Below are 22,757 nucleotides of genomic sequence, written 5' to 3' on the forward strand. Positions count from 1 at the left end.
CGGCACATGCGGCGGATTAGTGAAACGAAAAATAGCAAGGGTCGCTGACATGATGTCTGCGGCCCTTCATTGTGGGTCAGCCAGCCGGCCATTAAATGCTTGCAAGACTAAGGTTGTCTAACTGCCCGTTTTTGGGCGGGATACTCTTCGCGCAAGGTGCCAAAGGGAAATTTCTCGATGATCCGAGCTCATATGGCGACGTACCCAATACGCGAGAAGATGTTGCTGCAAGCGGTGCGCTCGATCCTTGATCAGGTCGACATGCTACACTTGTGCATGAACGAATGGAAAGAGGTTCCGCCGGAATATCGGAATCATCCTAAAGTGTCCGCATTTGTTCCCGAGGAAGATCAAAAAGACGTCGGCAAGTTTGTAACGACTCCGGATCCTGATGATATCGTATTTTTGGTCGACGACGATTTAAATTACAGTGATGAATATGTTCAGCGCATGGTCAAATGCCTGGAAAGCCACGACGCGGAAAAATTGGTCATTGGCACACATGGGTCCACCTATTCTAGTACGGCTCCGGAAAACGTTCATCAAAGAACGGCAATTAAGTTCGGCCAGCCATTGGAAAAAATGCAACGTGTGGACCAATTGGGAACAGGGGCCTTGGTTGCCATTGGCCGCAATGTTGCACCTTACGAATACATGAAAACTAGCCAGAAATTCGTGGATGTACGTTATGCGCGCTGGTTGTATGAAAACGGCATTGAAAGCTGGGTCATTGATCGCGAGGAATGGGGATTTGTCCGGCGTGTACCCACCGAAGGTGAGCACGAGACAATCTTCAAGACTTTTACCAAAAGGACGCCCCAAGCAGTTTTGGATGAAATCGCGGTTTTTGCCGGGCGTACGACGGGCGCAGTATGACGGGTGGCGCCATCTAAGCCAGTTCAGACAGCGCGCGTTTCAGGTCGCTGGATATCCGGTGTGGGCTGCGTTCAACCGCAAAGTCGAGACAGGCCTGCCGTTTTTCGGCCAGTTCTTTATCAGTCATGCTGAGCATGCGCATCATCATGCGGATCAAGCCCCTTGGGCTTTGCGCGGGATAAAGCAGATCATGACAGGCCTCTGGTGTTGTATGCTTGTGTGCATCAATGTCGGGGCCGACAATCGGCAGGCCAAAAGTCTGCGCCAGCATCGCCGTTCCAGAAGTAAAAGTGGTCGTCGACGGCAGCATATAGGCATGCGCATTTGAGAACACTTGGGCTATTTCGGAGTCGGGAATTCGTTCAGGTACAACCGTAGTATTGCGGTTTGACCGCAGGCGGCGCATCAGGCGGCGGCCGGACGGATACACCCGCCCGACGACTGATACCTGAAAGTCGTGCCCGCGATTGGTCAATTTTTTTGCGGCATCTTCCAGACGTTCCAATTCGCGGCTGCCTCGCATTGTCCCAAAGCTTAAAAAATGGGTGCGCTCGCGCAGCGGAAGGGGGCGTTTCAACGTTTGCTCTGCAGCCTCGTAAACGCCGAGATAGCTGGGGTGTGGAATGACGCGTAGTTTGTCAGGGTCAGTGTCATATTCATCGATCATATGTTGCCGGGCATGGGGCGTGTGAACGTGGATCAGATCGACAATATTCGCCAATTCCCGGCGGATATTGCGGAAATAGTCTGTCTCGCCACCTTCGGAATGCGCGAACTGATTGTGAATGGTCCAGATCACGCGCCCGCCATTGGCCTGGTATTGTCTTAGGCCGTCACAGCTGGAACGAAACTCAGATCCCTGCTCTTCCGTTTCTGGATTGGGGAATAGGCGATCGTCCCAATGGATATGAATGATGCTTTGATCGGGTTGAAAATCAGCCGTTGCAAAGGTGGACAAAGGAGCATTTTTCGAGGCGGCCAGGAAAAACTCTGGCTTGCAGGCCGAGTACATCAGGTTCTGGTACGGGTTTTTGTTGCCGTAGGGGATGTTGACGACATTTATCGGCATTCGCTGTCCTGCACTCAACTGGTTTCTTCAGCGGCACGATCCTTGAACGCCGCGGGATTATTGTGGTGAACTTGCCCAATTTTCTTGGGTGTTTTCAAGGCGAAAAAGGTTGGCTTTCCGGTCTGCCGAGTATATCTATACGCAGGATTTTAGCGAGGTCGGAAATGGTACAACTCACCCTGCCAAAGAACTCTCGGATTACCACAGGCAAAACCTGGCCGAAGCCTGAAGGCGCGACCAATATTCGTAAGTTTCAGATCTATCGTTGGAACCCGGATGACGGGCAAAATCCACGCGTAGACACCTATTTTGTCGATATGGACAGCTGCGGTCCGATGGTTCTGGACGCGCTGATCAAGATCAAGAACGAAATCGACCCGACCCTGACCTTCCGCCGGTCCTGCCGCGAAGGTATCTGCGGTTCCTGCGCGATGAATATCGACGGGATCAACACGCTGGCCTGTATCTACGGCATGGATGAAATCAAGGGTGACGTTAAGATTTATCCGCTGCCGCATATGCCGGTCGTCAAGGACCTGATCCCTGACCTGACGCATTTCTACGCGCAGCATGCAAGCATCATGCCGTGGCTGGAAACCAAGACCAACCGCCCGGCGAAAGAGTGGAAGCAATCCATTGAGGATCGCAAGAAACTGGATGGGCTGTATGAATGCGTGATGTGCGCAAGCTGCTCAACCTCATGCCCCAGCTATTGGTGGAACGGGGATCGCTACCTTGGGCCCGCTGCGCTTTTGCATGCGTATCGCTGGATAATCGATAGCCGTGACGAAGCCACAGGTGAACGTTTGGATGAGCTGGAAGACCCGTTCAAGCTGTATCGCTGCCACACGATCATGAATTGCGCCAAGACCTGTCCGAAGGGTCTGAACCCGGCCAAGGCGATTGCCGAAATCAAAAAGATGATGGTTGATCGCGCAGTTTAAAGCGTATGAAAATCATGCACTTGCCGCCTTGCGGTAAGTGCATGTCGCAGTTGCAGATTTGTGTAATGCGATGGCCCCTGATCCAGACTATCTTGGTGATCAGGGAGGAGTGATGAAACCGAAAACGGGACCGCTCCGATGCAAAATCAAAGACTACAATCCAATTCGAGCGCTGCTGAAGCTCTGGAGCTTCTAAATCAAGCGTGGGCCTACTACACGCCCGAGCCTGTAGAGGTGGAAGAAAAGCACGAACCTGAGCTTTTCGAATACGCAAACGCAGCCTAAGTCGACGTCAGACTTGCAGCCGGCACTCAAAATGGGTCATGCATTGGCATGCCCATTTTGCTTCTTATCTTGGCAGGCGGAGTGTTTGCCTATTTCCTTTGGCGTTCGCGCACCTCGTCCTTGAGCCGGGATTGCCGCTGGCGGCAGCACCGTAAGGAAGGCGTTTGGGTGTGTGCATTCTGTGGCGCGCAGCAGCAGGGCAGTGACGCGCCAACTCAATGTCTGAAGGGTCAATAGCGGCATAAGCAGGGCGGCTTCCCACCCTGCATGTTTGCATTTACGCCGCCGGGAATGCCGCCTGCAGTGCGATTTCAACCATATCGCCAAAACTTCTTTCGCGATCAGCTGAGGGCAAAGCTTCGCCGGTCAGCAAGTGGTCGGAAACGGTTAGAACAGCCAATGCCCGGCATTTGTGGCGCGCGGCCAAAATGTACAGCTCAGCAGCTTCCATCTCGACCCCGAGAATACCGTGCCGCACCATCTGTTCGTTCAGATCTGGGCGTTCGTCATAGAAAACGTCCGACGAGTAGATGCCACCAACATGGGTTGGCGTGCCTTTGGCCGCTGCCGCCTGAGCCGCCGCCTGAAGCAGCCCCCAATCGGCGCAGGGTGCAAAGTTCAGCTCTTTCATGATGCCGCGCGACGGTGAGCTAAGCGTGGTTGAGGTCATCGCAAGGATCACATCGCGGACATTCACGCTGTCCTGCATTCCCCCGCAGGAGCCAATGCGGATCAGCGTTTTGGCCCCGTAGTCCCGGATCAATTCGTTGACGTAAATCGACAAGGACGGCATGCCCATACCGCTGCCCTGAATGGTGACAGGGTTGCCTTTCCAGCTTCCGGTAAAGCCCAGCATACCGCGAACGTCATTGACTTGCTTCACATCGTCCAAAAACGTTTCGGCCGCCCATTTTGCGCGATAAGGATCGCCAGGCAAAAGAACCGTTTCTGCGATGTCGCCTTTTTTGGCTCCAATATGAATGGTCATTTTGGGATCAGTTCCAACTAGATATTAGATTTCCAGATCCGAGATATCCGCCCCGGACTTCAACGCGTCATGAATCCATTGCGGCTTTCGGCCGCGACCCGACCATGTTTGATTTGGATCTGCAGGGTTTTTGTATTTTGCTTTTGTAGTTTTTCCGGAAGTCGGATTACCTTTTGCCAATTCTGACAAAGAAAATCCAAATTCAGCAGCAGCTTTTTCAGCAGCTTTTAACGCCTCTTTTCGTTCGCGTTTTTCAGCGTCGATTAGCGCCTTTTCGACTTGATCGCGTAATTCAAGTAGTTCTTTACGCGACATTTTTTCAAGATTTGTCCCCGACATTCATGCTCTCCCTGGAATTAGTCATTACCGGCGTCCACGATGGCACACCGTAATTCCAAAGAAATGAATTATCTATCCCCTTTCATTCCGGGGATAGAATAAGAGTTGTCGAAAATGATCGGTATTACTCAGCAGCGAGGTTCTGCGGATCTACCAGGGTGACGATATCGCCCATGATTGCGTTCAGCTCAAAATTCTTGGGCGTATAGATCTTTGCAACACCCATTGCAGTGAGCTTTGCGGCATCGTCATCAGGGATGATGCCGCCGACAATCACCGGAATATGATCCAGTCCGGCCTCTCGCAGCCGGTTCATGACGTCCTGCACAAGCGGAATGTGGCTGCCCGACAGAATAGACAGACCGATCACATGCGCGTCGTCATCCGCAGCGGCGGTTACGATTTCCTCGGGCGTCAGTCGAATACCTTCGTAACTGATATCCATGCCGCAATCCCGTGCGCGAAATGCGATCTGTTCCGCCCCGTTCGAATGACCGTCCAGGCCCGGTTTGCCGACCAGGAATTTCATACGGCGGCCTAGCTTGTCGCTGACTGCATCCACTGCGGCCCGCAGATCTTCCAAGCCTTCTGTCTTGTTCGAGACCGAGCCCGAAACGCCGGTAGGCCCGCGATACGTACCGTAAACTTTGCGCATCTCTTCGGCCCACTCACCCGTTGTTACGCCAGCCTTGGCGGCTGCGATTGAGGGCTCCATAACGTTGGTTCCGTTTCGCGCCGCTTCGCGTAGCGCGGCCAGAGCCGCCGCGACAGCTGCGTCATCGCGATCTTGCCGCCATTCATTCAGGCGCGCGATTTGTTCTTGTTCGACAGCAGGGTCAACGACCATGATGCCGCCATCTTCGGTCTGCAGGGGCGAGGGTTCGCCTTCGATCCACTTGTTCACACCGACAACGACAGTTTCGTTCCGTTCAATGCGGTTTAGGCGTTCAGCATTTGAATCAACGAGGCGTGACTTCATGTATTCGATTGACGCCACTGCTCCGCCCATTGAATCCAGATTAGCCAGTTCGGCGCGTGCGCCCTCTTTCAATTCTTCAACCTTTGCGTCCACGGCGGGGTTGCCATCGAACAGGTCACCATATTCCAGAAGGTCGGTCTCATAGGCCAGAATCTGTTGCATCCGCATGGACCACTGCTGATCCCATGGGCGGGGCAGGCCCAGTGCTTCGTTCCATGCAGGCAGCTGAACTGCGCGGGCGCGGGCTTTTTTTGAAAGAGTCACGGCCAGCATCTCGATCAGGATGCGGTAGACGTTGTTTTCAGGCTGCTGCTCGGTCAGGCCTAGCGAGTTGACCTGAACGCCATACCGGAATCGGCGGAATTTCGGGTTCTCTACGCCGTAGCGGTCGCGCAGGATTTCGTCCCAAAGATCGACGAAAGCGCGCATTTTGCACATTTCAGTGACAAAGCGGATACCTGCGTTCACAAAGAACGAAATCCGTCCGCAAAGTGCCGGGAAATCCTCGGCGGGGACACGAGGGCGCAGTTCGTCCAGAACGGCGATGGCGGTGGCCAGCGCATAAGACAGCTCTTGCTCCGGTGTCGCACCAGCTTCTTGCAGGTGATAGGAACACACGTTCATCGGGTTCCATTTCGGCACGTTGGTATAACAGTACTCGGCCACGTCTGCGATCATCTTGAGCGAGGGTTTGGGCGGGCAGACATAGGTGCCGCGGCTCAGGTATTCCTTGATCAAATCGTTCTGAACTGTGCCCTGCAGCTTGGAGATATCTGCGCCTTGTTCCTCGGCCACAGCGATGTAAAGCGCAAGCAGCCAAGGCGCTGTCGCGTTGATCGTCATCGAAGTGTTCATCTGTTCCAACGGAATCTGGTCGAACAGAACCCGCATATCGCCTAGGTGGCCGACGGGTACGCCAACCTTGCCCACTTCGCCGCGCGCGAGCGTATGATCGCTGTCATAACCGGTCTGCGTGGGCAGATCGAAGGCCACCGACAGGCCCGTCTGGCCTTTTGCCAGGTTCCCGCGATACAAGGCGTTCGACGCTTTGGCGGTGGAATGACCGGCATAGGTTCGGATGAGCCAGGGGCGATCTTTCTGCGTCTGCGTCATAGCTGGACCTCGCGTCTCGGTTGGGCAAGAAAATTACGTTCCCGGCCTCTAAAGCGCAATTTTCGGGACATGTCAATTCGCTGCGTCGCGGCATGTTAGGTTCTTCAGATTGTAGGACGCAGCGTTTGGTGGCAGGGTGCACGCATGACTCAGACCGTGGAACTTCCGCTTTGGCTTTTTTTGCTGATCCTGGTGTTTGCCGTGGTCACTTTGGCATCACATTTTCTGTTCCCGTCGGTGCGGTGGTTTTTCAGGCGTCGACTCGAACGAGCGGTGAAACGATTGAACACGCGCCTGAAGCGGCCGATCCAGCCGTTCAAGTTGGCACACCGTCACGATATGATTCAGCGCCTGATCTATGACCCGCAGGTTGGTCAGGCCGTTCAGGATCACGCACGCGAAACGGGTGTCCCCGATGCTGTGGCGTTCGAGCAAGCGCAGCGATACGCGCGTGAGATCGTTCCCTCGTTTTCAGCCGTTGCCTATTTCAGCATTGCGATCCGTCTGGCTCGTTTGCTGAGCAATGCGTTTTATCATGTGCAGCTTAGCTATCAGAACGAAGACGCTGTCGAAAACATCGACCCCGACGCCACGGTGGTTTTCGTCATGAATCATCGCAGCAATATGGACTATGTGCTCGTTACCTACCTCGCAGCGCAACATTCGGCCCTTTCTTATGCGGTGGGCGAATGGGCCCGTGTCTGGCCCCTTAGCCGTCTGATCCGTGCGATGGGGGCTTATTTTATCCGGCGAAAGTCCGGCAATGATCTCTATCGTCAGGTGTTGTCCTGTTATGTGCGCCACGCGACCGCGGCAGGAGTGACGCAGGCCATGTTCCCCGAAGGTGGGCTAAGTCTGAATGGTGCCCTGGGTCGTCCAAAGCTGGGTTTGCTCAAATATATTATTGACGGGACCTCGGAAGAGGGCCGCGATGTTGTATTTGTCCCCGTGGCGCTGAACTATGATCGTGTGCTCGAAGACACTGTTTTGACGCGTGCCGCATTAGGCAATGAACGACGGTTTCGCGCGCGGATCGGTGTAATCACCAGATGGATCCTCAAACAGCTTTGGCGGCGCGTGATCGGGCGCTACAAACGATTTGGCCTAGCCTCGGTCCGATATGGTCAGCCCGTTTCCTTGCGGGCGTTTCGGGCAGATCATCAGCGCGATCTGATGACCGATTTGGCGCGTGACCTGATGACGCGACTCCGCGCTGCAATCCCGCTGGTCCCTGTACCCGCCGCGTGTTGGCTAATGCAAAAGCATAAAGAGATGTCGGAGGCCGATGCCGTTCAGGTGATTGTCGAGCTCATGCGTCGCAATGGAATGACGGACCAAGAGAACCAGACATCGGTTGAAGCCGCGATTGATCAGTTGGTCGAACGGCGAATTCTCAGGCGCAGTGACGGGAAAATATGCCTGTCCGGTCAAAGGGTTGATCTTCTGGAGTATTATGCAGCCTCGGTTCCGATGGGACCAGACGAGGGAAATGCTGCAGATGCGAAGGAAATTTCTGCATCCGCTGGGTCATAAAGTTACAAAACGGCACCGATTTCGGTTGCATTATTTCCTAAAGGCCAATATTCCATCGGTTAATGCACGCGATTCTGCATCGCGGCAAAGGTTTAGAACTGAAGGAGGCCAACATGGCTCTGGACACCGACACCGACAGCGGCATCGCGTCGTACGAGGCACCGGAAAAAGACCTCTATGAGATGGGTGAAATCCCTCCGATGGGTTTTGTGCCCAAGAAAATGTATGCATGGGCGATCCGCAAGGAGCGCCACGGCGACCCGGACACCGCGATGATTCAGGAAGTCGTAGACGTCCCCGTGCTGGACAGTCACGAAGTGCTGGTTCTGGTCATGGCTGCAGGCGTCAACTACAACGGCGTCTGGGCCTCGCTGGGCAAGCCGATCTCGCCTTTTGACGGCCATAAGGCGCCTTACCACATTGCCGGTTCGGATGCGTCTGGCATCGTTTGGGCAGTTGGTTCAAAAGTCACCCGTTGGAAAGTTGGTGATGAGGTTGTCATTCACTGCAACCAGGATGACGGCGACGACGAACATTGTAATGGTGGCGACCCGATGTATTCGGACAGTCAGCGGATTTGGGGTTATGAAACCCCCGATGGTTCGTTCGCACAGTTCACCAATGTTCAGGCGCAACAGCTGATGCCGCGTCCCAAGCACCTGACTTGGGAAGAAAGCGCCTGCTATACGCTGACACTGGCAACCGCCTACCGTATGCTGTTCGGTCACGAGCCGCATGACCTGAAGCCGGGCCAGAACGTTCTGGTTTGGGGCGCATCGGGCGGTCTGGGCTCTTATGCGATCCAGCTAATCAACACCGCAGGTGCAAACGCGATCGGTGTGATCTCGGACGAAAGCAAGCGCGACTTTGTGATGGGTCTGGGTGCCAAGGGCGTTCTGAACCGCAAAGATTTCAACTGCTGGGGTCAGCTGCCGACGGTCAACACACCCGAATATGCCGAGTGGTTCAAAGAGGCCCGCAAGTTCGGCAAAGCCATTTGGGACATCACCGGTAAAGGCAACAACGTCGACATGGTGTTCGAACACCCTGGCGAAAGCACCTTCCCGGTTTCGACCTTCGTCGTGAAAAAAGGCGGTATGGTTGTAATCTGTGCCGGTACCACCGGCTACAACCTGACCTTTGACGTGCGCTACATGTGGATGCACCAGAAGCGTCTGCAGGGCTCGCACTTTGCTCACCTCAAGCAAGCAGCTGCGGCAAACCAGCTGATGGTTGAACGTCGCCTGGATCCCTGCATGTCCGAAGTGTTCACCTGGAATGATCTGCCCGAGGCGCACATGAAGATGCTGCGGAACGAGCATAAGCCGGGCAACATGTCGGTGTTGGTTCAGGCTCCACAGACCGGAATGCGCACCTTGGAAGAAGTTCTGGCCGCGCGCGACTAAGTTCGTCTCAGACAAAACCCAAAACACCCGCGAATCGGTTTTCCGGCTCGCGGGTGTTTCTTTTTGGGCGGTGGTAACAGCCTTTTCAAAGGCTTAAACAAAAACACCCCGCTGTTTTTGGGGAGTAGAAATCAGTGAATAGGCTAAAAAAACTTCCTCATGCTATGGTTGTGTTAACCCTTCGTTAACCGTTTCGGAGAGACGCTGATGGCGCAAAATGAGTGGATACTGGACGTACTGTCGGACCTCAGCGCCTTTGCTGTTGAAAACGGTTTGACCGCGCTTGCCGAGCAGTTGGATGACACCAAGCTGATCGCCGCAGCCGAAATCTCGTCCAGAAAAAATGAGGTTCGGGCACCAGCGGATGGTAACAAAACTCGATATGAGCCAGGTTCTGGAGGACTTGGAAAACACCAGCTCGCTTGACGAACTGAGCGATGTCGCCATTCGCCTGCGGGACAGGCTGCAGATTGAAAACCTGATTTACCATTGGGTCGACGGGGCCGGTGATCAATACGGCTATACCACCTATCCCGACGTCTGGGCCGAACGATACCGCGAGCGTAACTATCACAGAATAGATCCGGTCATACTGGGCTGTTTCCAACGGTTTCATCCGGTGGATTGGAAGACGCTGGATTGGTCGGGCAAGGTTGCCAAAACGTTTTTGAAGGATGCATTAGAGCACGGCGTCGGCAATCAAGGTTATTCCATTCCGATCCGCGGACCGAATGGGCAATTCGCTTTGTTTACCGTTAATCATACCTGTGACGATGACACCTGGCAGAGGTTCATCAAAACGCATGGGCGTGAATTGATCCTGATCGCGCATTACTTCAACCGAAAGGCGCTGGAGTTTGAAAGTGACCGTCAGCCCGAATCTTCACGCGGATTGTCGCCGCGTGAAGTGGACGCCATGACCTTGCTCGCCCTGGGTTATAGCAGGGCACAGGTCGCTCATTCCTTGTCGATCTCGGAACACACGCTGAGGGTCTATATCGAAAGCGCACGCGCCAAGTTGAGTGCGCAAAACACAACTCATGCTATCGCAACGGCCTTGAGCCGAGGGTTAATAGTGGTTTAAGGCGCGCGCGTACTAAAAACCGGAAATTAACCACGACTTTGTACCCCCTTCGTTCTTGCACAGGACGACAAGGGGAAAAGAGTCATGTTGCGTTATGTCTATGCTGACGAATTGCACAAATATCCAAAACTGGCCGAGGGGATGTTTCGGGACCGCGCCGATCAATTCAAAACCCGGTTGGGCTGGGATGTTCATGTCAACGACAAGGGGGAAGAGCGGGATCAGTACGATGATCTGAACCCGATCTATGTTATTTGGGAAGAACCGGATGGCAGCCATGGTGGGTCCATGCGTGTTTTGCCGACGACCGGTTCGGTCATGGTGAACGAGGTGTTCGGACACCTGACGGGCGGCAAACCAATCAACAGCCCCTTGATCTGGGAAGTGACGCGCTTTTGCCTGTCGCGCACGGCAAGCCCGCACACGGCCGGGGCCATCATGCTGAGCGGTGGCGAGATGATGGAGGGGTTTGGTCTAACCCACATTGCGGGTGTTTTTGATGCGCGTATGATTCGCATCTATCGCCTGATCGGATCATCCCCGATCGTGCTGGGCACGGAAGGTAAGGGACGTGATCAAATCTCGGTCGGGATGTGGCCGTATTCGGCGGACGACTGCAACCGCGTGGCCAAGCGCGCAGGCATCCCGCGTGAATTGTCGCGGCTGTGGTTCAAGACGGCTTTCGGCGTTGGCAGGCAACACCCGTTTGCATTGTCAGCGTGACAGGATGAAAACCGAATTCCACATCTGGTGATAGCTGGCGCGGGCTTGTAGGGTCGCGCCATGTCTTTGCCCTCTGTGACTTACTCTGACGACCAAGCTGCCGCGTATGACAGCATCTCTGAGATGCTGAAATCTGCAGGCGTTGACCTTGACGATGACGCGCTGCTGAAGCTTCCGGGATCGGGTAAGTCCGGTGTGATGGCCGTGATTGGCAAGGCGGGGTCCGGAAAAACCCTGCTGCTGGCCGAGCTTTACAAAGCCATTGCGGACACCGGCGTTCAGATTGTGTCCGGCGATTTCGAGAGCCGCAAAGCCCGTGAAAAACGCAGCCTAGCAATCCTGGCCCCGACGAACAAAGCGGCCAGCGTATTGCGCCTGCGCGGGGTGCCAGCCACCACGATCCACCGTATCCTTTATACGCCTGTCTATGACCCGGACTACGAGCGCATCGCCGAATGGCTGGCAGGCAATGACGAACGCCCCGAAATCGAGGGTCTGACCGACGAGGCGCTGGATCGCGCAGCGGCGTTTTACCAGAACAACAAGTCCATCCCGGGCGCTCTGGCCGCGGCAGGGTTACGGGGCTCCGATTTTATCACCGGCTGGAAACGCCGGGACGAACCGTTGGACATCGGGTTTGTGGACGAAGCCTCGATGCTGGATGACCGGCAGTTCGAAGACCTGCAAGAAATTTTCCCAACACTTCTGCTGTTTGGTGACCCGGCACAGCTGGCACCGGTTAATCAGTCGGGCAGCATGGTGTTCGAAGCGCTACCCGAACCACGCAAACAGATTCTTCATCGGGTTCATCGGCAGGATGCGGACAACCCGATATTGGACCTTGCCCATGCGCTGTCGGACCCACAGATGGGGTTCGAAGATTTTGAGCGCATGGTCGAGCAGACCGCCCGTCAGGACGACCGTGTGGTTTGGGGGCAGCGGGTCGAGGTCGATCTGATGGCCCGCAGTCCCGTTCTGGTCTGGCGCAATGCAACCCGTATTCGGTTGATTCAGGCTTTTCGAAACGTTCATGGCGCACCGGATACCGAATTGTTGGAAGGCGAACCGCTTATCTGCGACGGTATCGAATTACCTTTGAAACACCGCAAGAAACGACTGGATCTTGAGGCGCGCGGCCTGATCAAGGGCGCTCAGGTCATCTATCTGGGTCCTGGCCGCAAACCGGGCTTTTCCAGGTTGCACGTGATGGGGGCCGAAGACCCTCAGGTCAGCGCCGCATCTATCGTCAAGATCGAAAAGCCGGACGAGGAAGAGCCGTTTATTCCCTTTGCCGCGCGCATGGGTGCCACTTTTCTTCATGGCGCAGCGGTCACCATTCACAAGGCGCAAGGGTCGCAGTGGAACACTGTTCAAGTGTTTGCTCCGGATATCTATGCCGCTGCCCGTATGGGCCGTACTGAAGCTGGACAGCCGCTGTGGAAACGTCTGGCCTATGTGGCCATCACACGCGCGCAGGAAAGGCTGATCTGGGTCGTGCGCAACCGGCTTGCCAAGCCGACCTATCCGCTGCGTGTGGACGACCTGCGCGCTGTCCCCGCGGCCTCGCTGACATTGGAGGCAGAAGAGACATGACATCCATTATTGTGACCGGCACAAGTTCTGGCATAGGGCGCGCCACGGCTGAATTGTTTCTGGCCCAAGGATGGACGGTTGGTCTATTGGCGCGCAGTGCTGACAGGCTGAACCAAATGGCTGCAGAGCACGCAAACGCAATTCCACTGGTCGCGGATGTCACCGAAGCACAAGCGGTCGAGGCCGCCTTTGGAGAGTTTCAGGGTAAGGCGGGCCATTTGGATGTTCTGTTCAACAACGCGGGAATTTTCGCACCGGGGGGAACGATTGACGAGATCGCGTTGGACGATTGGTACCAAAGCGTCGCCGTCAACCTGAACGGCATGTTCCTGTGTGCCCGCGAAGCTTTTCGGATCATGCGTCATCAATCGCCGCAAGGCGGGCGCATCATCAATAACGGCTCAATTGCCGCCCATGTGCCGCGCCCTAACTCGGTTCATTATTCGGCGACAAAACACGCCATAACGGGCCTGACCCGCAGTCTGTCTTTGGACGGGAGGGGCTTCAATATCGCTTGTGGGCAGATCGATATCGGCAATGCGCGAACACAGATGGTGCAGGGCCTGGTCGATGCGGCCATTGCCGACGGGCAGCAGCCCGACCCAACAATGGCCGTCGAAGACGCAGCGCGGTCCGTCTTGCACATGGCAAACCTGCCGCTTGAGGCAAACGTGCAGTTCATGACCGTGATGGCCACGACCATGCCCTACATCGGACGCGGGTAACGGTCAGTTACTCGCGCAATAGGCGGAACGCGGTTGACGCACCCCAACCTGCCGCAATCGCGATCACCAATGACATCAAGCCGTACCAGACCGGTTGCTGGCGGGACATGTTGTACAAGAACCGCTCCAAACCCACTTTGCGCACGTCGATGGTGGTCTCAAATTGCGAAACGACCGAACCGCCACGGGTTAAGAAGATGCGTGCCACATAATCGCCTTCGGTCAGATCCGCAGGCATTTCGATCGAGGTACGGAACAGGGTTTGTTCATCAACGGCCACGGTGTCTTCGCGAATGGAATACAGACTTTCGTTCTCTCGGATACGAATAACAGCGTCCGCGAATTCCTGCGCGCCGCGGATATTCATCGCAGCACCAACAGACCGGATGGCACGTTCGATTGATACGCTGTACCGCAGGTCTTCGGTATCCGACAGGATCTCATTCAAGGGCGCGCTGGTCGCAACCGCATAAAAACTGGGGGCTTCGTCTACGAGGACACTGTCAGTATTGACCCAGATTCCAAGCTTGCGCTCTTTACGTCGAACGGTGACAGGACTGGATGGACCGGACACTGCGACAATCACTTCCAGCGGTGGCCCTGACGGAATGGGAGCTTCGCGTTTGACCGCGCCAAAGACCAGGATCTCAGAGCCGTCGAAATTGGCGGTGATGGCCACGCGATCCTGGCTGAGGCCCAGAACGACCTCCTCATCAACAGCCAGGGCGGGGCTGGCGCAAAGAGCCAGCGCAACAAGCAAGCGTATCAGCATGATCAGTGCCCTCCGCCGGTGCCAAGCGAATAGAGCTCGGATGGTTCAAGCAGCAGATCTAGCGCCAGTTTTCCGCAAACCACAAGAACAAGGGCTGCAAGCAAAACGCGCAACTGCTCGGCAGGCATGCGGGCGCCGATCACCGTGCCGATCTGTGCGCCGATGACGCCGCCAACCAGAAGCAATACAGCGAGAACAACATCAACTGTAAAGTTGGTGGTGGCATGCAGCATGGTCGTAAAGGCGGTGACAAAGATGATCTGGAACAGGGATGTTCCGACAACAACCTTGGTGGGCATTCCCAACAAATAGATCATCGCAGGCACCATGATGAACCCGCCGCCAACGCCCATAATGGCCGACAGAACGCCAACGAACAGGCCAACCAGCGCAGGCGGAATGACCGAGATATACAGGCCCGAAGTCCGGAACCGCATTTTAAACGGCATCGCATGCACCCAGCCGCGTTGGCGACGCTTGGGGGGTGCGGACACGCCTTTCTTGGATTTACGGAGCGCATTCAGGCTTTCGATGAACATCAAACCGCCTACGACGCCAAGGAACACGACGTAGCACAACGTCACAAGCAGATCGACCTGCCCGAGGCTTTTGAGGTAGTTGAAAATCACCACCCCAAGTGCGGCACCCGTTAAGCCGCCCATCAATAGGACGGTCCCCATTCTCAGGTCGACGGTTTTTCGTCGGAAATGCGCCAGAACCCCAGAGAAGGAAGAGGCAACAATCTGGTTGGCCTCGGTTGCAACTGCAACGGCCGGCGGAATGCCGATAAAGAACAGCAGGGGCGTCATCAGGAAGCCGCCGCCGACACCGAACATGCCCGAAAGAATGCCGACCATCCCCCCAAGCCCCAATAGAAGGAAGGCGTTGACAGAAACTTCGGCGATAGGAAGGTAAATTTGCATATCGAGCTACTGGATGAGGGTCGGCGGATCACAGAGGGTGATCAGGGTCGCCTCAAGGCAAAGTGGTGTAGGTTTAATGCGACGCGCGGCGGCAGTGCCCCGTGGCCACATGGCGGAAGTCGGATCGCTGGGCGTCATGCCAGCAGCCTGATACGGCTAAATGTCTGGTTTTCCTCAGTGTTGAGGCGTTCATGCGTTCCCAAATACACGGTCCGGGTGGATTCCGAGTCGTGGGGTATGATTGGCGACACATGCATACCCCTTTAGAACGGTTGCGGCATGCAAAATCAACTCCGCATGCCGCTCTGCAGCGAACAGGACTGAACTGAGTCCGAAACTGGACTTATCAGCGCTCTTTCACGTAAGGCTCACCACCGGCGCGCGGTGGAACCGCTTTGCCGACAAACCCGGCCAGAATGACCACGGTAAGGACGTAAGGCAGGGCGTCCATCGCCTGCACAGGGATGACCACGCCGCCCAGATCGATGTTCTGGAACCGCAGCGCGATGGCCTGCAACAAACCGAACAACAGGCAGGCGCCCATTGCATGCCAAGGCCGCCATTTCGCAAAGATCAGTGCAGCCAGCGCGATGAACCCACGGCCTGCGGTCATGTCCTTAACGAACCCGGCCTGCAACGCAGTGGCCAGATAGGCCCCGGCGATGCCGCACAGCACTCCACAGATGGCGACAGCGGCATAGCGTAAGCCAACGACCGAAACACCGGCCGTGTCTACGGCAGCGGGGTTTTCACCCACAGCGCGCAATCGCAATCCGAACCGAGTGCGATACAGAATCCACCATGTTGCCGGCACCATCAGGAACGCGACATAGACCAGGATCGAATGGCCCGAGAGCAGCTCGGAATAGATCGGCCCGATGATCGGCACCCCGCTCAGCGATTCGGCAAAGGGGAAATTGATCGGTGTGAAACGACCGCCGCCAAACAACGAGGGCGTGCGTCCGCCCTGTTCGAACCAGCTTTGCGCGACAAGGACTGTCATACCTGCCGCAAGGAAGTTGATTGCGACCCCGGATATCAACTGGTTGCCCCGGAAGGTGATCGAGGCCAAACCGTGAAGTCCGGAAAGAACAAGAGAAGAGGCGATCCCCGCCAGCAGGCCCAACCAGACCGACCCGGTCACAGCCGCGACGGCTGCCGAGAAGAAGGCGGCCATTAGCATCTTGCCTTCAAGACCGATGTCGAAAATGCCCGCACGTTCGGAATAGAGCCCAGCCAGACAAGCCAGCAATAGCGGAGTGGCCAGGCGGATGGTCGAGTCCAGGACTTGGATGAAGGTAATGAAGAACTCCATCACTGCGCTCCCTTCCGCAGGCTCAGGAACAGCTTTTCAAGCGGCATCCGGACCATGTTGTCCAATGCTCCGGTGAACAGGATCACCAGGGCCTGAATGACAACGATCAGTTCGCGCGGGATCGACGTCCAGAAAGCCAATTCTGCGCCGCCCTGATAGAGAAACCCGAACAGGATCGCCGCAAGGAATACTCCAAACGGGTGCGACCGGCCCATCAGGGCCACAGCGATGCCGATGAAACCTGCGCCTTCAGTTGCGTTCAAAACTAGGCGTTCGGCCTCGCCCATCACGTTGTTGATGGCCATCAGCCCCGCCAGCGCGCCCGAAATCAGCATCGCGATGATGGTGATCCGCACCGGAGAAATGCCTGCATAGACAGCACCGGTTTCGGTCTTGCCGTAGGACCGGATTTCATAGCCCAATCTTGTCCGCCAGATCAGTGCCCAGACGACAAAGCAGGCCAATACCGCGATGAAGAATGTGATATTAACAGGGGTCCCTTTGAATACCACGTTTTCGGCGGTTGAGAACATCGACTGAAATGTGGGCAGGTGGACGGCCTCGGGGAAACGCGCCGACGAGGGGTCTTGCGCGCCCGGCGGTCGCATAAGATTGACCAACACGTAGTTCAGGAACGCCGCCGCAATAAAGTTGAACATGATCGTTGTGATCACGATGTGACTGCCGCGCTTGGCTTGCAGATAGGCCGGAATGGCGGCCCAAGCCGCGCCAAACAGCATCGAACCTGCGCAGGCCGCCAAAAGCGCGATGCTCCAATGCGGCCAGGGGATGTAAAGGCATACCATGGCAACACCAAGCCCGCCCAGCATGGCCTGACCTTCACCCCCGATGTTAAACAGCCGGGCGTGGAAGGCGACAGCCACAGCCAACCCGGTGAACATGAAGTTGGTGGCGTAATACAGCGTATACCCCCAACCGTAGGTCGACCCGAGCGCACCGGTCACCATCAGTTTCACCGCTTCGATCGGGTTTTCACCGATGGCCAGAATGACCAAGGCGGACAAGATTGCGGCCAATATCAGACTGATCAGCGGGATCAGCACCACATCGGCCCATTTGGGCATCTTTTCCATGTTACGCGGCCTCTCCCGCAACACCGGCCATCAACAGGCCAAGTTCTTTTTCATCTGTTTCATGGGGCAGTCTTTCTCCCATGACATGTCCGTCAAACATCACAGCGATGCGGTCCGATAGCGAGAAGATTTCTTCCAACTCGACCGAGACCAGCAAGATTGCCTTACCCTGATCGCGCAGCGCAACGATCTGCTTGTGAATGAACTCGATCGCGCCGATGTCGACGCCGCGGGTTGGTTGCCCCACCAATAGAAGATCCGGGTTCCGTTCAATTTCGCGCGCGACAACAATCTTTTGTTGGTTCCCGCCCGAAAAGCTCTTGGCTGTAAGCCAGGCATCAGGTGGCCGGACGTCGAATTTCTCGATCTTGCGCTCGGTATCGGCGCGCAGGGCGGCGTTGTTCATGAAAATCCCGCTCTGATAGGCAGGATCACGGTGATAGCCAAAGGCCACGTTTTCCCAAGCGTGGAAGTCCATCACAAGACCTTCGCGCTGACGGTCTTCGGGAACATGCGCAATATGCTGGGCGCGACGGGCCTGACCGTCCGATCCCGGACCGCTAAGCGCCAGCGGGGCACCGTTCAGTTTGATCGAACCCTGACCCGGACGCATGCCGCCCAGAACTTCCAGAAGCTCCGATTGGCCATTTCCGGCCACGCCAGCGATACCGACGATTTCACCGGCCCGAACGGTCAGGTCGATACCCTTGACCCGTTCGACCCCGGCCGAATCGAAAACACTGAGCTTTTCAATTTCCAAAACGGGCTTACCGGGTTGCGCAGGTACTTTGTCGACCTGCAGCAGCACCTTGCGGCCCACCATCAGCTCGGCCAGTTCCTCGGGGCTGGTGTCGGCTGTTTTCACCGTCGCCGTCATCTGACCGCGCCGCATGACCGAAACCGTATCGGTGTTTTCCATGATTTCGCGCAGCTTGTGCGTGATCACGATGATCGTCTTCCCTTCGGCCCGCAGGCGGTCAAGGATGCGGAAAAGCTGGTCAGCCTCGGACGGGGTCAGAACCCCGGTGGGTTCGTCCAGAATCAGAATCTCGGCCTTGCGATACAGGGCTTTCAGGATCTCGACCCTTTGCTGCATTCCGACGCCAATCTCGTCGATGCGTTTGTCGGGATCGACGAACAGCTCGTATTCCTCTTCCAGCGCTTTCAGTTCTTTGCGCGCTTTGGACAGGGACGGGGCCAGCAGCCCGCCGTCCTCGGCACCGAGAACGATGTTTTCCAGAACGGTGAAATTCTCAACCAGTTTGAAATGCTGGAACACCATCCCGATCCCGGCAGCAATGGCCGCCTGGCTGTCAGGGATGTCGGTCTTGTTGCCGTTAATCCAGATTTCACCTTTATCGGCTTTGTAAAAGCCGTAGAGGATGCTCATCAGCGTGGATTTGCCCGCACCGTTTTCACCGATGATCCCATGGATCGTACCGGGGGCGACGCTGATGGAAATGTCTTTATTGGCCTGAACCGGCCCAAAGGCTTTGGATATCCCTTTGAGCTCAATGGCGGGGACGGTCATGTCTTGTCCTCAATTGCCGAAAGGGCCGCGGTGTCATACGCGGCAGAGTCGGGGGCAAGGCGGAGGTTGTACCCCCGCCTTGCGCGATATCAGAACTGCAGTGCCGGGCAGCTGTCGTTCTCATAATAGCTGACAACAGAGACGTTACCGTCGATGATATCCTGGCGCGCTTTGTCGACTGCGCCCTTCATCTCGTCCGAGACCAGAGGCGCGTTGTTGTCATCCATGGCGACGCCAACACCTTCTTCGGCCAGACCCATCTGGAACACGCCGGTTTCCAGGCCTTCGCCCGCAGACATCGCGTCATAAACGGCAACATCAACGCGTTTCAGCATCGAGGTCAGAACCTTACCCGGGTGCAGGTGGTTCTGGTTGCTGTCCACGCCGATCGACAGGATGCCTTCGTCTGCTGCGGTCTGCAGAACGCCAACCCCGGTGCCGCCTGCGGCCGCATAGATCACATCAGCGCCCTGGCTGATCTGTGCTTTGGTCAGTTCCGAACCCTTCACCGGGTCGTTCCATGCTGCCGGGGTGGTACCGGTCATGTTGGCAACAACATTGATGTCAGGGTTTACAGCCTTGGCACCCTGCGCATAACCGCAGCCAAAGTGGCGGATCAGCGGGATATCCATGCCACCGATAAAGCCGACGGTGCCGGATTCCGATGCCATCGCGGCCATCATGCCAACCAGATATGACCCTTCATGTTCGGCAAAACCGATTTGGCGGATGTTGGGGATGTCCAGCCAGTTGACGTCAACCGCAACGAATTTGGTGTCCGGGTAATCGGCGGCCACGGCGGACAGCGGATCAGCCATGCCAAAACCCATCGTGATGATAGGGTTCGAGCCGGATTCAGCGAAACGGCGCAGAGCTTGCTCGCGCTGTGCTTCGGACTGGATCTCGATCTCGTTATAGCTGCCGCCTGTTTCTTCGGCCCAACGCGAGGCGCCATTGTGTGCGGCTTCGTTGAAGGATTTGTCAAACTTGCCACCAAGATCAAAGATCAGGGCAGGATCTGCCAGCGCAGCGCCAGCCGTAAGTGCGACTGCGGCGGTGGCACCCATCAAGGATTTCATCAGGGTCATTTTATACTCCCGTTTGTTATTATCGGTCGGGGCGAAGATAGCCCCGTTCACCCACTGTGAGCGAGCATAACTGTTGTGATGGCGGGAATTAAGGACGTTTGCAACCGCCGTGGTCAACAGATTTTTGACCATTTGGTCGAAAAAATTAATCTTAGGCGGTCAATCCAGCGCGGATTCCATCACGATAGCGTCGATTTTCTGATTGTTTTCGCGCAGGTAATACCCCTTGCGCAAACCACAGGCGCGATAACCGCTGTGTTCATACAGCGCGATGGCCGGCAAGTTATCTGCAGCGACGTCCAGAACAGCGCGCGTTGCCCCCAAAGCCTTTGCTTTCGTGTGCCATTCATGCATGCAATTTCGGGCTAAGCCCTGTCGCTGAACGTCCGGATGCGTGGCGATCGTCAGCAATTCCGCCTCATCGCCGATCACTTGGAACAGCGCGAAAGATTGAGTATTTCCAACGGTATGGATGAATCGATTGTTCAGAAGATCCGAGAATTCGACCGCAGCCCACGACCGTGACCGGGTAAATGCCGCCGCGTGTGTTCTGGCAAGATCCTCGGGAGTCATCAGTCCAGCAAAACCGGGGGAGTGTCTTTGGAAGGGGCCGCATCCGCAGGCCGAACATAGAGTGGAGCTGGCTGCGCGGTGTTGGCCTGCCACCTTTGCCCGGTGATCCGGGCAATCGCGCGGATTTGCGCATCCGGGTCGTCATTCAGGATCAGGGGGCCAAGTGATTCTGCCTCAATTTGAGGCATTAGCATCGGACCTTGGTCCGGCAACGCCACGTAAACCTGATCACGCGGGGCGCGGATCGCGGGCAGGGCGTCCGTGGACATTTCGGCCAAAGCGTCGAACTCGGATACGCCTACCGCTGGAACGCCAAGCCCCAAGGCTAGGCCCCGCGCCGCAGAAACCGAGATTCGGATGCCGGTAAAGTTTCCGGGTCCAACACCGACACCGATGGCGGACAGGTCTTTCCACCCAAATCCAGCATCGGCCAGAACCTCTTCCAGCAACGGCATCAAACGTTCGGCCTGACCGCGCGACATTGCTTCGATGCGCGAAGTCACAATCCGGTCGCCGCACAACAAAGCGGCCGCGCAATGCGCGGCCGATGTATCAAACGCCAAAATAATGGGGTCAGACGGCAACAGGGCGAACCTCAGTCACTTCGGGGATGTAGTGGCGCAGTAGGTTTTCGATACCCATCTTCAACGTCAGGGTCGAAGACGGGCAGCCCGCGCAAGCACCCTGCATGTGCAGGTAGACAACGCCCCGGTCAAACCCGTGGAACGTGATGTCGCCACCATCCTGCGCAACCGCCGGACGGACGCGACTATCCAGCAAGTCTTTGATTTGATTAACGACTTCGGCATCTTCGCCGGTGTGCTCTGCATGGCCCGATGCGGCTGTTTCACCAGCTCCGATGACCGGTTGGCCGGATTGATAATGCTCCATCACCGCACCCAGAATCGCAGGCTTGATGTGATCCCATTGGACGTCATCAGACTTGGTGACGGTCACGAAGTCATTGCCGAGGAACACACCCGTTACTCCGCCAACCGCAAAAATCCGTTTTGCCAAAGGTGATTTTTCACCGGCTTCAGCCGATGGGAAATCCGCAGTGCCCGCTTCCAGCACGGTCTGGCCGGGCAGAAACTTCAAGGTTGCAGGGTTAGGCGTGGATTCGGTCTGGATGAACATGTCACGGCTCCGTTTCAGTTGCTTCTGATATGCGGGTCCGGGCCGGATAAGTCAAGATTTGGAACGATTCTAAATGTTGGTTGCCAACCGGATCGCTTCATCCAACCGATCATCGCCCCAGTATGTTTCGTCACCGACCAAAAAACTGGGCGCGCCAAACAGCCCCTTGGCCTGAGCGGTTTTGGTCTGCTCGATCAAAGCAGACTTGATTTGGGGGTCTTGGGTTCTGTCTAAAAGGTCTTCAGGCAGACCAGCGGATTTCAAGCAATCAATCAGAACCGCATCGTCCGACACGTTCTGACCTTGTGCGAATTCGGCTGTATAGACCGCCCGAACGAAACGCGCCCTGTGGGTCTGATCTTCAATAGCCAGCGTGAGACGCGCAGCCTTCAGGCCGTTTTGCGGAAACGGGTCCGGTTGCCGGAAAGGCAGGCCGCGCTGCGCTGTCAGACGCTCCATATCGCGCCACATATAACGCCCTTTGGCCGGGTAGATGTTGAACGGGGAATTGTCCCAGCCCTGCGCCGCGAAAATGGGCCCGAGAAGAAAGGGGTGCCATTCTACGACGACGTCATGCTGTGCCGCAGCCTGTTCGATTCGCATGGCGCTGAGGTAGGAATAGGTCGATGCGAATTCGAACCAGAACTGGATGCGGCTTTGCATAGGG

General features: G+C 56.2%; 22 protein-coding genes and 1 pseudogene. 9 read left to right on the forward strand and 14 right to left on the reverse strand.

From position 1 onward, the window contains the following. Positions 1-276: 276 nt before the first annotated feature. Positions 277-876, forward strand: a complete 600-nt coding sequence (locus AC2FLA_RS14130) for a hypothetical protein (protein WP_496722966.1) — start codon at positions 277-279, stop codon at positions 874-876. Positions 877-889: 13 nt separating this feature from the next. On the opposite strand, the gene AC2FLA_RS14135 is transcribed toward AC2FLA_RS14130, so the two are convergent. Then, positions 890-1,945, reverse strand: coding sequence for a glycosyltransferase family 4 protein (locus tag AC2FLA_RS14135; protein WP_496722968.1), 1,056 nt, complete (start codon positions 1,943-1,945; stop codon positions 890-892). Positions 1,946-2,109: 164 nt separating this feature from the next. Here AC2FLA_RS14135 and AC2FLA_RS14140 point away from each other — a divergent pair, with 164 nt between their 5' ends. Next, positions 2,110-2,889, forward strand: a complete 780-nt coding sequence (locus AC2FLA_RS14140) for a succinate dehydrogenase iron-sulfur subunit (RefSeq protein WP_113792076.1) — start codon at positions 2,110-2,112, stop codon at positions 2,887-2,889. A 562-nt stretch (positions 2,890-3,451) separates the two neighbouring features. Here the strand turns inward: AC2FLA_RS14140 and deoD are convergent. The 3 genes and pseudogenes from deoD to AC2FLA_RS14155 all read right to left on the reverse strand — a co-directional run. Beyond that, the gene (gene deoD / locus AC2FLA_RS14145) at positions 3,452-4,162 is read right to left on the reverse strand and encodes a purine-nucleoside phosphorylase (RefSeq protein WP_496722970.1); all 711 of its coding nucleotides are present in this window, start codon (positions 4,160-4,162) and stop codon (positions 3,452-3,454) included. Between the two features lie 24 nt (positions 4,163-4,186). Beyond that, positions 4,187-4,501, reverse strand: a complete 315-nt coding sequence (locus AC2FLA_RS14150; protein ID WP_282152464.1) for an H-NS histone family protein — start codon at positions 4,499-4,501, stop codon at positions 4,187-4,189. A gap of 124 nt (positions 4,502-4,625) precedes the next feature. Next, positions 4,626-6,596: pseudogene (locus AC2FLA_RS14155) on the reverse strand (protein meaA); the annotation flags it as partial. A gap of 141 nt (positions 6,597-6,737) precedes the next feature. Between AC2FLA_RS14155 and AC2FLA_RS14160 the strand changes: the two are divergent. The 7 genes from AC2FLA_RS14160 (at position 6,738) to AC2FLA_RS14190 (ending at position 13,657) form a co-directional block, all read left to right on the forward strand. Then, positions 6,738-8,126: a 1-acyl-sn-glycerol-3-phosphate acyltransferase gene (locus AC2FLA_RS14160; protein WP_496722972.1), complete on the forward strand. Its 1,389-nt coding sequence runs from the start codon at positions 6,738-6,740 to the stop codon at positions 8,124-8,126. A 113-nt stretch (positions 8,127-8,239) separates the two neighbouring features. Continuing rightward, positions 8,240-9,532 carry a crotonyl-CoA carboxylase/reductase gene (ccrA, locus tag AC2FLA_RS14165; protein WP_496722973.1) on the forward strand — a complete coding sequence of 431 codons (1,293 nt, stop codon included), beginning with the start codon at positions 8,240-8,242 and terminating at the stop codon, positions 9,530-9,532. 207 nt (positions 9,533-9,739) lie between these two features. Then, positions 9,740-9,958 carry a hypothetical protein gene (locus AC2FLA_RS14170; protein ID WP_058278773.1) on the forward strand — a complete coding sequence of 73 codons (219 nt, stop codon included), beginning with the start codon at positions 9,740-9,742 and terminating at the stop codon, positions 9,956-9,958. Further along, complete coding sequence (locus AC2FLA_RS14175) at positions 9,897-10,616, forward strand: helix-turn-helix transcriptional regulator (protein WP_496722974.1); 720 nt, start codon at positions 9,897-9,899, stop codon at positions 10,614-10,616. The genes AC2FLA_RS14170 and AC2FLA_RS14175 overlap by 62 nt, the downstream gene beginning before the upstream one ends. An 84-nt stretch (positions 10,617-10,700) precedes the next feature. Further along, a complete protein-coding gene (locus tag AC2FLA_RS14180) occupies positions 10,701-11,339 on the forward strand; it encodes an acyl-homoserine-lactone synthase (protein WP_496722975.1) in 639 nt (212 codons plus the stop codon). A 60-nt stretch (positions 11,340-11,399) separates the two neighbouring features. Further along, on the forward strand, positions 11,400-12,932 hold the full coding sequence (locus tag AC2FLA_RS14185; RefSeq protein WP_496722976.1) for an ATP-dependent DNA helicase: 1,533 nt from the start codon (positions 11,400-11,402) through the stop codon (positions 12,930-12,932). Then, positions 12,929-13,657 carry an SDR family oxidoreductase gene (locus tag AC2FLA_RS14190; RefSeq protein WP_496722977.1) on the forward strand — a complete coding sequence of 243 codons (729 nt, stop codon included), beginning with the start codon at positions 12,929-12,931 and terminating at the stop codon, positions 13,655-13,657. The genes AC2FLA_RS14185 and AC2FLA_RS14190 overlap by 4 nt, the downstream gene beginning before the upstream one ends. A 7-nt stretch (positions 13,658-13,664) precedes the next feature. Here AC2FLA_RS14190 and AC2FLA_RS14195 read toward each other — a convergent pair whose 3' ends face one another. From AC2FLA_RS14195 to AC2FLA_RS14240, 10 genes are all read right to left on the reverse strand, one after another. Then, entirely contained in the window at positions 13,665-14,429 is a 765-nt protein-coding gene (locus AC2FLA_RS14195; protein ID WP_496722978.1) for a TIGR02186 family protein, read from the reverse strand. A 2-nt stretch (positions 14,430-14,431) separates the two neighbouring features. After that, positions 14,432-15,352, reverse strand: a complete 921-nt coding sequence (locus tag AC2FLA_RS14200) for a sulfite exporter TauE/SafE family protein (RefSeq protein WP_058273512.1) — start codon at positions 15,350-15,352, stop codon at positions 14,432-14,434. A gap of 346 nt (positions 15,353-15,698) precedes the next feature. Then, entirely contained in the window at positions 15,699-16,667 is a 969-nt protein-coding gene (locus AC2FLA_RS14205) for an ABC transporter permease (RefSeq protein ID WP_058278769.1), read from the reverse strand. After that, positions 16,667-17,761 (reverse strand): ABC transporter permease, encoded by a 1,095-nt coding sequence (locus AC2FLA_RS14210; RefSeq protein WP_108860780.1) that lies wholly within the window; start codon positions 17,759-17,761, stop codon positions 16,667-16,669. Before AC2FLA_RS14210 ends, AC2FLA_RS14205 begins: the two co-directional genes overlap by 1 nt. A 1-nt stretch (position 17,762) precedes the next feature. Further along, the gene (locus tag AC2FLA_RS14215; RefSeq protein ID WP_058273509.1) at positions 17,763-19,292 is read right to left on the reverse strand and encodes an ABC transporter ATP-binding protein; all 1,530 of its coding nucleotides are present in this window, start codon (positions 19,290-19,292) and stop codon (positions 17,763-17,765) included. Between the two features lie 89 nt (positions 19,293-19,381). Beyond that, positions 19,382-20,380, reverse strand: a complete 999-nt coding sequence (locus AC2FLA_RS14220; RefSeq protein WP_496722979.1) for a BMP family lipoprotein — start codon at positions 20,378-20,380, stop codon at positions 19,382-19,384. A gap of 159 nt (positions 20,381-20,539) precedes the next feature. Continuing rightward, the gene (locus tag AC2FLA_RS14225; protein ID WP_496722980.1) at positions 20,540-20,953 is read right to left on the reverse strand and encodes a GNAT family N-acetyltransferase; all 414 of its coding nucleotides are present in this window, start codon (positions 20,951-20,953) and stop codon (positions 20,540-20,542) included. Then, entirely contained in the window at positions 20,953-21,537 is a 585-nt protein-coding gene (gene tsaB / locus AC2FLA_RS14230; protein ID WP_496722981.1) for a tRNA (adenosine(37)-N6)-threonylcarbamoyltransferase complex dimerization subunit type 1 TsaB, read from the reverse strand. The genes AC2FLA_RS14225 and tsaB overlap by 1 nt, the downstream gene beginning before the upstream one ends. Next, a complete protein-coding gene (locus tag AC2FLA_RS14235) occupies positions 21,527-22,090 on the reverse strand; it encodes a NifU family protein (protein WP_496722982.1) in 564 nt (187 codons plus the stop codon). The genes tsaB and AC2FLA_RS14235 overlap by 11 nt, the downstream gene beginning before the upstream one ends. A gap of 69 nt (positions 22,091-22,159) precedes the next feature. Beyond that, positions 22,160-22,753: a 2-hydroxychromene-2-carboxylate isomerase gene (locus tag AC2FLA_RS14240; protein ID WP_496722983.1), complete on the reverse strand. Its 594-nt coding sequence runs from the start codon at positions 22,751-22,753 to the stop codon at positions 22,160-22,162. Positions 22,754-22,757: the final 4 nt, after the last annotated feature.

The organism is Ruegeria sp. CDSA033 (assembly GCF_059612305.1).